Origin of the sequence: Halorubrum kocurii JCM 14978 (assembly GCF_000337355.1) — an archaeon.
GTDB classification, from domain to species: Archaea; Halobacteriota; Halobacteria; order Halobacteriales; family Haloferacaceae; genus Halorubrum; species Halorubrum kocurii.
The window spans coordinates 39,295-47,800 of record NZ_AOJH01000071.1 but is presented as its reverse complement, the minus strand read 5'-3'; the positions used below and the strand labels follow the sequence as shown (position 1 = coordinate 47,800).

Annotated in this window: 8 protein-coding genes and 1 pseudogene; 6 read left to right on the top strand and 3 right to left on the bottom strand. The window is 74.9% G+C overall.

The window, feature by feature from the left end; translation table 11 throughout:
* Positions 1-21: 21 nt before the first annotated feature.
* The 6 genes and pseudogenes from C468_RS19015 to kdgK1 all read left to right on the top strand — a co-directional run.
* Positions 22-231 (top strand): annotated as a pseudogene (locus C468_RS19015) (MBL fold metallo-hydrolase); the annotation flags it as partial.
* Positions 232-351: 120 nt separating this feature from the next.
* Positions 352-1,320, top strand: a complete 969-nt coding sequence (locus C468_RS11390; RefSeq protein ID WP_008849041.1) for a DUF4129 domain-containing protein — start codon at positions 352-354, stop codon at positions 1,318-1,320.
* Positions 1,320-1,904, top strand: coding sequence for a DUF7269 family protein (locus tag C468_RS11385; RefSeq protein ID WP_008849040.1), 585 nt, complete (start codon positions 1,320-1,322; stop codon positions 1,902-1,904). The genes C468_RS11390 and C468_RS11385 overlap by 1 nt, the downstream gene beginning before the upstream one ends.
* On the top strand, positions 1,901-3,298 hold the full coding sequence (locus tag C468_RS11380) for a DUF58 domain-containing protein (RefSeq protein WP_008849039.1): 1,398 nt from the start codon (positions 1,901-1,903) through the stop codon (positions 3,296-3,298). Before C468_RS11385 ends, C468_RS11380 begins: the two co-directional genes overlap by 4 nt.
* Positions 3,238-3,840 (top strand): DUF7519 family protein, encoded by a 603-nt coding sequence (locus C468_RS11375; protein WP_008849038.1) that lies wholly within the window; start codon positions 3,238-3,240, stop codon positions 3,838-3,840. The genes C468_RS11380 and C468_RS11375 overlap by 61 nt, the downstream gene beginning before the upstream one ends.
* Positions 3,841-3,953: 113 nt before the next feature.
* Positions 3,954-4,919, top strand: a complete 966-nt coding sequence (kdgK1, locus tag C468_RS11370; RefSeq protein WP_193788257.1) for a bifunctional 2-dehydro-3-deoxygluconokinase/2-dehydro-3-deoxygalactonokinase — start codon at positions 3,954-3,956, stop codon at positions 4,917-4,919.
* A 384-nt stretch (positions 4,920-5,303) separates the two neighbouring features.
* Here the strand turns inward: kdgK1 and C468_RS11365 are convergent, their stop codons facing one another.
* The 3 genes from C468_RS11365 to C468_RS11355 are packed head-to-tail and all read right to left on the bottom strand — an operon-like array spanning position 5,304 to position 8,497.
* The gene (locus C468_RS11365; RefSeq protein ID WP_008849036.1) at positions 5,304-6,209 is read right to left on the bottom strand and encodes an aminotransferase class IV; all 906 of its coding nucleotides are present in this window, start codon (positions 6,207-6,209) and stop codon (positions 5,304-5,306) included.
* Entirely contained in the window at positions 6,202-6,843 is a 642-nt protein-coding gene (locus C468_RS11360; RefSeq protein ID WP_008849035.1) for an anthranilate synthase component II, read from the bottom strand. Before C468_RS11360 ends, C468_RS11365 begins: the two co-directional genes overlap by 8 nt.
* Entirely contained in the window at positions 6,836-8,497 is a 1,662-nt protein-coding gene (locus C468_RS11355) for an anthranilate synthase component I family protein (RefSeq protein ID WP_008849034.1), read from the bottom strand. Before C468_RS11355 ends, C468_RS11360 begins: the two co-directional genes overlap by 8 nt.
* Positions 8,498-8,506: the final 9 nt, after the last annotated feature.

Sequence of the window (8,506 nt, the reverse complement as noted above, 5' to 3'; positions counted from 1 at the left end):
CGCCATCAGAGATGTGTATAAGAGACAGCGTCCGCGCTGTTCGGCGAGCTCTCGGAGATCCACGTCCTCCACGGCCCCGGCGAGGCGTTCGCGCACCTCGATCACCTCGCGGACGCCGGCGTCGTCGAGCCCGAGGGGACCGCCTACCGACTGATCGACCCGGAGCCGGACGTCGACGCGCTGTTCCCGACTACCCCCCTCGACGACGCGGTCGACGGGTCGGAGGGGTAGTTCGGGGCCGCGGCGTCTCCCCGTCCCTGTTTCCCGCCGTCTCCCAGCCCCCGTTTTCCGCCGTTCCCCGGCCCCCTTTCTCGCCGAAAGCTATTCCTCCGGGACGGCGTATCCACGGACGTGAAGCGGGACACCCTCCTCGCGGTCGTCCTCGCCCTCCTCGCGGTCGTCGCGCTCGGCGTCGCCGCTGCGACGCTCGACTCGGCCGTCAGCCTCGGCGGCGGCGGGTTCGGCGGCGGCGAGGGCGACGCGCCCAGCGCCGGCGACGAGTCGGGCGACCCCGGCCTCTCGCCGTCGCCCGGCGGCGAGCTCTCGCTCGCGACGCAGCCGGTGTGCTACGAGTTCCTCCGCGAGCCCCCGGCGCTGATACTGCTCTTCGGGGTTCTGCTCGGGATCGCGGCGATTGCCTACCGGGACACGCGCTCGCCGCTCGCCGCCTTCGCGGCCGCCGGCGCGGTCGGCCTCCCGGTCGGGCTGCTGTGGGCGGCGCTGGCCACCTGCGGAACGGGGTCGACCGAGGCCGAGTTCGATATCGGCGTCGCCGGTCCCGACGAGGGGATCCTCCCGGAAGGCGCCGCCGGCGGCGGGGGAGCCGGCGGGGGCGAGGGGGCGGCCTCGGCGCCGGAGCTCCTGTTCGCGCTCGTCGTCGTCGTCGCCCTCGTCGCGAGCGTCGGAGTGCTCCTCCTCGCGGGCGGCGACGACGAGGCGAACGGGGGGTCGACGGCCGCCGCCGGGGACGACCCCGGAGAGCCGGAGCCCGACCTCGCCGCGGTCGGGCGGACCGCCGGCCGGGCCGCCGACCGGATCGAGGCGTCGGACGCCGACAACGAGGTGTACCGCGCCTGGCGCGACATGACGAGGGTCCTCGACGTGGACCGGCCCGCCTCCTCGACGCCGGCGGAGTTCGCGGCCGCGGCGGTCGACGCCGGCGTCGACGAGGAGCCGGTCGAGGACCTCACCGGCGCCTTCGAGCGGGTTCGGTACGGCGGCGAGGACGCGACCGACGACCGCGAGCGGCGGGCGGTCGAGGCGCTGCGGCGGATCGAGGAGCGACACGGCGGCTCGGCGGCTCCCGGAGGTGATCAGTAGTGCGCCCGCTCGCGCTCGTCGGCGTCGCCGCGGTCGCGGTCGGGTTCGTCGCCGTCGCGAACCGGTCGATCGCGGCCGCGATCGACCCCTCGACCGTCGTCGTCACCCTCATCGGCGCGCTCGCCGTCGCGCAGGGGGCCCGGTACGCGAACGAGCGCCGCGGCCGCGACCGGCGGACCGCCGACCCCGGCGAACCGGAGCGGCGGGCGCCCGCGACCGTGCCCGGGGCCGAGCTCGACGAGCGGATCGATCGGATGACGGCCGCGTCCCTCGGGGGGTACGCCTCGCGCCGCGAACTCCGAGAGCGGGTCCGGGGGGTCGCGGTCGCGGCGGTCGCCCGAGAGCGGAACTGCTCGACCGGAGCGGCCGACCGCGCCGTCGAGCTGGGAACCTGGACCGACGACCCGACCGCCGCCGCGTTCTTCGCTGGCGACGCGTCGTATCCGGTCGGCGTCCGGGTCCGCGCCGCGCTCCGCGGCCGGTCGCGGTACGGGTACGGGCTCCGCGCCGCTATCGACGCGGTCGAGCGGCTCGACCCCGACGGTTCTGACAGCCCCGACGGTTCGGCGGGGGCGGCCCGATGAGCGCCGGAGTCGACGCCGCGGGCGATGAGGCCGCGACCAGTGACGCCGCGGGCGGTGACGGCGGAGACGACGGCGATCCGATGACGGCGGACCCGACGACTGCGGACCCGATGACCGAGCGCACCCCCCTCAGGCGGTCCGAGACGGCGAGGTGGGACGGGATCGCCGGGGTCGCCCTCGCGCTCGTCGGAATCGGCGTCGTCGCCCGGCAGCCCGGGCTCGTGTTGACCGGCGCGGTCGGCGTGGGATACGCCGTCTACGCCCGGATCGGCGAGGCGCGCGAGGCGACGGTCGAGATCGAGCGGACCGTGAGCGACGACGGGCCGGAGCCGGGCGACGAGGTGGTCGTCACGGTCCGGGCGCGCAACGTCGGCGACGCCCCGCTCCCGGACCTCCGGCTCGTCGACGGGGTGCCGCCCGGGCTGGCGGTCGTCGACGGCCCGGCGCGGATCGCGACCGCACTTCGACCGGGCGCGACGGCGGCCTTCGAGTACACCGTCCGGGCGAGCCGGGGGGAGCACGAGTGGGAGCCGACCCGGGCGATCACGCGGGACGCGGCCGGCTCCCGAGAGCGCACGACCGCGCTCGCGACCCCCACGCGGATCGTCTGCACGCCGGAGCTGTCGGCGGGCGGCGACCTCCCCCTGCGGGGGCTGACGACGATCTACCACGGCCGCGTGCCGACCGACGTCGGCGGCGCCGGCGTCGAGTTCCACGCCACCCGCGAGTACCGCCGCGGCGATCCGGTCAAGCGGATCGACTGGAACCGGCGGGCGCGGACCGGGGAGCTGGCGACGCTCGAGCTCCGCGAGGAGCGGGCCGCGACCGTCGTCCTCCTGATCGACGCCCGCGAGTCGGCGTACGCCGCGAGCCGGCCCGACGCCGACACCGCCGTCGAGGCGAGCGTCGAAGCCGCCGGGCAGGCGTTCACCGCGCTGCTCGACGGCGGGGACCGGGTCGGGATCGCGGCGCTGGGCCCGCGCGACTGCTGGCTCGCGCCGGGAGCGGGCACGGCGCACGCGGCCCGCGGTCGCGAGACGCTGGCGACCGACCCGGCGCTGGCGCCGACCCCGAGCGAGGGGCAGTTCTACCAGTCGCTGTGGCTCCGGCGGTTCCGACGGAGACTCCCGGCCGACGCGCAGGTGCTCTTTTTCACCCCGCTGCTCGACGACTACGCGGCGTCGCTCGCGCGGCGGATCGACGCCCACGGCCACCTCGTCACCGTCCTCTCGCCGGACGCGACCGCCGGCGGCACGCCCGGAACCAGACTGGTCGCGTTCGAGCGCCGCGAGCGACTCCGGGAGCTGCGCGCGGCGGGGATCCGCGCCGTCGAGTGGAGCGACCGATCGTTCCCCGTCGCGGTCGCGCGGGCCACCGGGAGGTGGTCGCGGTGAGCCGGGGGGCGACGACCGGCGATCGGGAGCCGCCCGACGCGCCCGAGGACCGCGAGCGCGACGCACGCCCGCCGACGAGCGCGGTCGTCGCCAGCCTCGTCGCCGGCGCGGTCGCGGCGCTGTCCGCGTTCCTCGCCGCGCCGACCGGCGGGGCGCTGGTGGGCCTCGCCGCGGCCGGCCTCCTCGCCGGATCGCTCCGGCGGTCCCCTCGGGTCCTCTCGTGGGCGGCCGGGGTCGGCGTGGCCGGAATCGCGCTCGCGGGGTACCTCCGCGGCGCGGTCGAGCCCCTGCTCGCGGCCGGGGTCGCGCTCGCGCTCGCGTGGGACCTCGCGGACCACGGGATCGCGCTCGGCGAGCAGGTGGGGCGGGAGGCCCGGACCCGCCGGAACGTCGCCGTCCACGCCGGGACGAACCTGCTCGCGGGCGGGCTCTCGGTCGCGGTCGTCTACGGGGTCTACCTGGCGGCCGCCGGGAGCCAGCCGGTCGCCGCGCTCGCGCTGCTGCTGTTCGGGGCGGTCGCGTTGGCGTCCGCGCTGCGGTGACCGCCGCCGATCGCGGGTCCTTTTGTACTCCCTCGCCGACGCTGCGGTATGCACACCGCAGCGACCGCAGCGACCGCGGCGACCGCGGCGACCGCGACGGCCGCGCCGACGAGGTGGTCGGCGTGACGGACCTGGTGACGTTCGGCGAGACGATGCTCCGGCTCTCGCCGCCGCGCGGCGAGCGGCTGGAGACCACCGAGACCCTCGGCGTGCAGGCGGGCGGCGCCGAGAGTAACGTCGCGGTCGGCGCCGCGCGGCTCGGGGCCGACGCCGTCTGGCTCTCGAAGCTCCCGGAGTCGCCGCTCGGCCGCCGGATCGTCGGCGAGCTCCGGAGCCACGGCGTGCGGACCGGCGTGTCGTGGGCCGACCCGGAGACGAGCCGACTCGGGACGTACTACCTCGAACACGGCGGCGAGCCGCGCGGGACGACCGTGATCTACGACCGCGCGGACGCCGCGATCACGACGGTCACGCCCGCGGAGCTACCGACCGGGGCGCTGGAGGCGGCCGAGCGCTTCCACACGACCGGGATCACGCCCGCGCTCTCGGAGCGGGCCGCGGAGACGACGACGGCCCTGCTCCGCGCCGCGGGCGAGGCCGGGACGACGCGGTCGTTCGACCTCAACTACCGGTCGAAGCTCTGGGACCCCGAGACCGCCCGCGCGGCCTACGAGGACCTCTTCGAGCACGTCGACACGTTGTTCGTCCCCCGGCGGGACGCCCGCGAGGTGCTGGACCGGGAGGGCGACGCGGTCGAGATCGCCCACGGGCTCGCCTCGGAGTTCGGCTTTAAGACGGTGGTCGTCACCCGCGGCACGGATGGCGCGGTCGCGCTCCGGAACGGCGCGATCCACAAGCAGGGCGTCTTCGAGGCCGACACCTACGACGCGATCGGCACCGGCGACGCGTTCGTCGCCGGCTACCTCGCGAAGCGCGTCGACGGGGGCAGCGTGGCCGACGCGCTGGAGTGGGCCGCCGCGGCCGCCGCGCTGAAGCGCACCGTCGACGGCGACCTCGCGGTGATCACGCCCGGCGACGTCGAGACCGTCGTCGACGGCGCGGGCGGGATCGACCGGTAGTGTTACTTATAAACAACTCTGCGGTGGCGCGTGCCGCCGAGCGCCCGCAGGGCGCGAGGTGCACGCGCGAGGGAGTCAGCCGGCCGGAGCGAAGCGAAGGCCGGCTGACGAGGCTGGGGAGGTGTGAGGCTGCGGTGGCGGTGCGGGGTGGGACTCAAAGGGGCAGCCGGTGAGGCGGGCGCAGGGGACGCAAGGACCACAGGGAGTGAGCGAAGCGACCGACTGAGGACCGCAGCGAGCGTGCGCCCGCCTCACCGGCTGGGGCTTTGGGGCGTTCACCGTCGATCCGCGATCAGACATTTATAAACGAGCGGCTGGGGCTTTGGAGGTGTTCCCCGTCGATCCGTCGAGAGCAACGATCATTTATAAGCGAGCGCAAATCTCCTATAACCGCTCGCCGTCGTAGTACTGCTCCTCCACGCGCCGATCGAACAGCCGCGAGATCAACGCGGTTAGCGGCCCCTCGACGCCCTCGCCGTCGCCGTCGACGCGCAGCCCGTCCACCGTCTCGACGGGCCGGAGCTCCCACGTCGAGTTGGTGAGGAAGACCTCGTCGGCCTCGCGCACGGCGTCCGGCGCGTACGTCCCCTCCTCGACCGGTATCCCCTCCGCCTCGGCGATCTCGATCACGGTGCGGCGCGTCACGCCGGGGAGGATCGGCCCGTCGAGCGAGGGCGTCTTGAGCGCGGTGCCGTCGGCGAAGAAGAGGTTCGAGGTCGCCCCCTCGGCGACGTTCCCGTCGGGGTCGAGCATGAGCGCCTCGTCGGCGCCGGTCACGCGCAGCTCCAGCCGCGCGAGGATTCCGTTGAGGTAGTTGTGCGTCTTCGCGTCGGCCGGGAGCGCCCGCGAGGCGGGCTTGCGGGTCTTCGTCGTCTGGAGCGCGGCGGGGCCGTCGTGGACCGGCTCCGAGTCGACCCCGCCGCGGGGGAGCGGCTTCGCGATCACGACGACGGTGGGGTCGACCTCGGGCTGCGGGTCGAGCGTGCCGGGCTGGACCCCGCGAGTCACGGAGAGCTTCACGTACGCGTCCGCGAGGTCGTTCGCGGCGAGCGTCTCGTCGACCCGGGCCCGCAGGTCCGAGTCCGCGATGCCGTGGTCGAGGCCGAGCGTCTCGCAGGTGTCCGCGAGCCGCGCCGCGTGGTCGTCCCACCGAAATATCTCGCCGCCGTACGCGCGCAGCGTCTCGAAGGCGGCGTCGCCGTAGGCGAACCCGCGGTCTTCGACCGAGACGGTCGCCGCCGAGGCGGGGACGACCTCGCCGTCGACGTGGTAGCGGAGTTCTTCACTCATGCGTCTCGCACACCTCCACGAAGTTCCGCACCAATGCTTTCCCGCGCGGCGTCAGGATGCTCTCGGGGTGGAACTGCACGCCGATATGGGGTTTCTCGCGGTGACGGACGCCCATCACGACCTCGCGCTCCTCGTCCGTGCGCGCGGTCTCGACCAGCTCGTCGGGGAGGTCCTCGCGCTCGACGCACAGCGAGTGGTACCGGCCGACGCGGAGCCGGTCGGGGAGCCCCGCGAACACGCCCGCGCCGTCGTGGGTGATCGTCGAGGGTTTCCCGTGGACGACCTCGGGCGCGTGACTCACCCGGCTCCCCCGGCTCGCACACAGCGCCTGGTGACCGAGACAGACGCCGAACACCGGGCGGTCGAGCTCGAACGCGTCGATCGAGACGCCGGCCTCCGCCGGGGTGCCCGGCCCCGGAGAGACGACGACGCCGTCGGGGTCGAGCGCGCGGATCCCATCGACGTCGACCGCGTCGTTGCGCCGCACCGCGACCGCGCCGGCGACCTCGCCGACGTACTGGACGAGGTTGTACGCGAACGAGTCGTAGTTGTCGACGACGAGAACCCGCGCGTCCGAATCGCCCGCGCCGGGTCGCCAGCCGGCCCCCGCCGACCGATCGGCGTCGTCAGTCATCCGCGTTCCCCTCCTCGACCGCCATCCCGCCGGCCGCGAGCGCCTCGTCGACCGCGGTCACGAGCGCCCGGGCCTTCGCGAGCGTCTCCTCGTACTCCGCGTCGGGCTCGGAGTCGTGGACGATCCCGGCGCCGACCCGCAGGTGGTACTCCGCGGCGCGTCGGACCAGCGTGCGGATGACGATGTTGAGCGTCGCCCGCCCGTCGAAGCCCGCGGCGAGCATCGAACCGGTGTAGGGGCCCCGACGCGTCTCCTCCAACTCGTCGATGATCTCCATCGTCCGCGGCTTTGGCGCGCCCGTGATCGTCCCGCCGGGGAAACACGCCGCGATCGCGTCGGCGAGCCCCACGTCCGACCGCGCCTCCCCCTCGATCAGGCTCACGAGGTGCATCACCTCGCTGTACCGGTCCACGCGGCGGTACTCCGCCACGTCGACCGTGCCGAACCGCGAGACCTTCCCGAGGTCGTTGCGCTCCAAGTCAACGAGCATGGCGTGTTCCGCGCGCTCCTTCGCGTCGCCGGTCAGCTCCGCCTCCATGTCGGCGTCCGCTCCCGCCGTTTCGCCTCGGGGACGGGTGCCGGCGATGGGCTCCGTGACGAGACGGGTACCGGAGTCGCCGCACTCGGCCGGAATCCGCTCCAACAGCAGCTCCGGGCTCGCGCTCACGAGGTCAACGCCGGACGGGCCGTCGTCTCTCTCGTCCGCGCCACCCTCGCTCGCGCCCTGCTCCCGCGAGAACTCGATCAGCCCGGAGTACGGCGCGGGGTTCACCCGCCGGAGGGCGTCGTACGCCTCGACGGGGTGGACCGCGGCCGGCGCGCGCAGTCGCTGGGAGACGTTCGCCTGAAAGGTGTCGCCGTCGCGGATATACGCCTTCACCCGACTGACCGCCTCGGCGTATCCCTCCCGGCCGACGTCGCTCTCGAAGGTCGCCGTCGACGCATCCGGATCGGGTGCCGACCCGACCGCGGGGTCACCCGACTCGATCCGGTCGATCAGGTCGCCGGCGCGCGACGCGCCCTCGTCGAACAGGGCGTCGAGCGCGTCGCGGTCGCCGTCGGGGTCGTCGAGCCCCTCGAGAACAGGCGGGCAGGCGGTCACGCGGAGGGTGACGGCCTCGGCGGCGTCGGACGCGGGACACTCCCACGCCGCCACGCGGTCGAACACGCCAACTTCCAGCCGGGGGAGTCCCCGGTCGTCGACCGCCCCGGGACCCGCCGGCGCCGACTCCGCGAACGACTCCAGCTCGCGGGCGGCGTCGTACGAGAGCCACCCGAACGCGCCGCAGGGATAGGGGACGTCGCAGTCGCCGCGCGCGAGGGCCTCACCGTCGATGACCCCCTCCAGCGCCGCGAGCGTGGGGCTCGGCCGTCGGTAGTCGCCGGTGGACCCACCACTCCCGCCCTCGGACGCGATCACCGCGTCGCCGGAGACTGTGAGCCGCTCGACCGGGTCGACGCCGAAGTACCCCCAGCCGGACTGGCCGCCGGTGGTCTCGTAACAGAAGCCCCCGGGGCCGTCGCGAGCGCGCCGGTAGGCCGCGAAGGGGTCGTCGACGGCGACCCGGCGCTCGACCGGGACCCGGGCTCCCGCGGGCGCCGCGGCGGCGACCTCGCGGAACCGGTCCCGGTCGGTGTGTACCGATCGCTGCATGTCTCTCGG

Coding starts and splice junctions, on each gene's coding strand:
- C468_RS11360 (WP_008849035.1), bottom strand. CDS start 6,843: ATGACTGACGACGCCGATCGGTCGGCGGGGGCCGGCTGGCGACCCGGC.
- C468_RS11355 (WP_008849034.1), bottom strand. CDS start 8,497: ATGCAGCGATCGGTACACACCGACCGGGACCGGTTCCGCGAGGTCGCC.
- C468_RS11365 (WP_008849036.1), bottom strand. CDS start 6,209: ATGAGTGAAGAACTCCGCTACCACGTCGACGGCGAGGTCGTCCCCGCC.
- C468_RS11380 (WP_008849039.1), top strand. CDS start 1,901: ATGAGCGCCGGAGTCGACGCCGCGGGCGATGAGGCCGCGACCAGTGAC.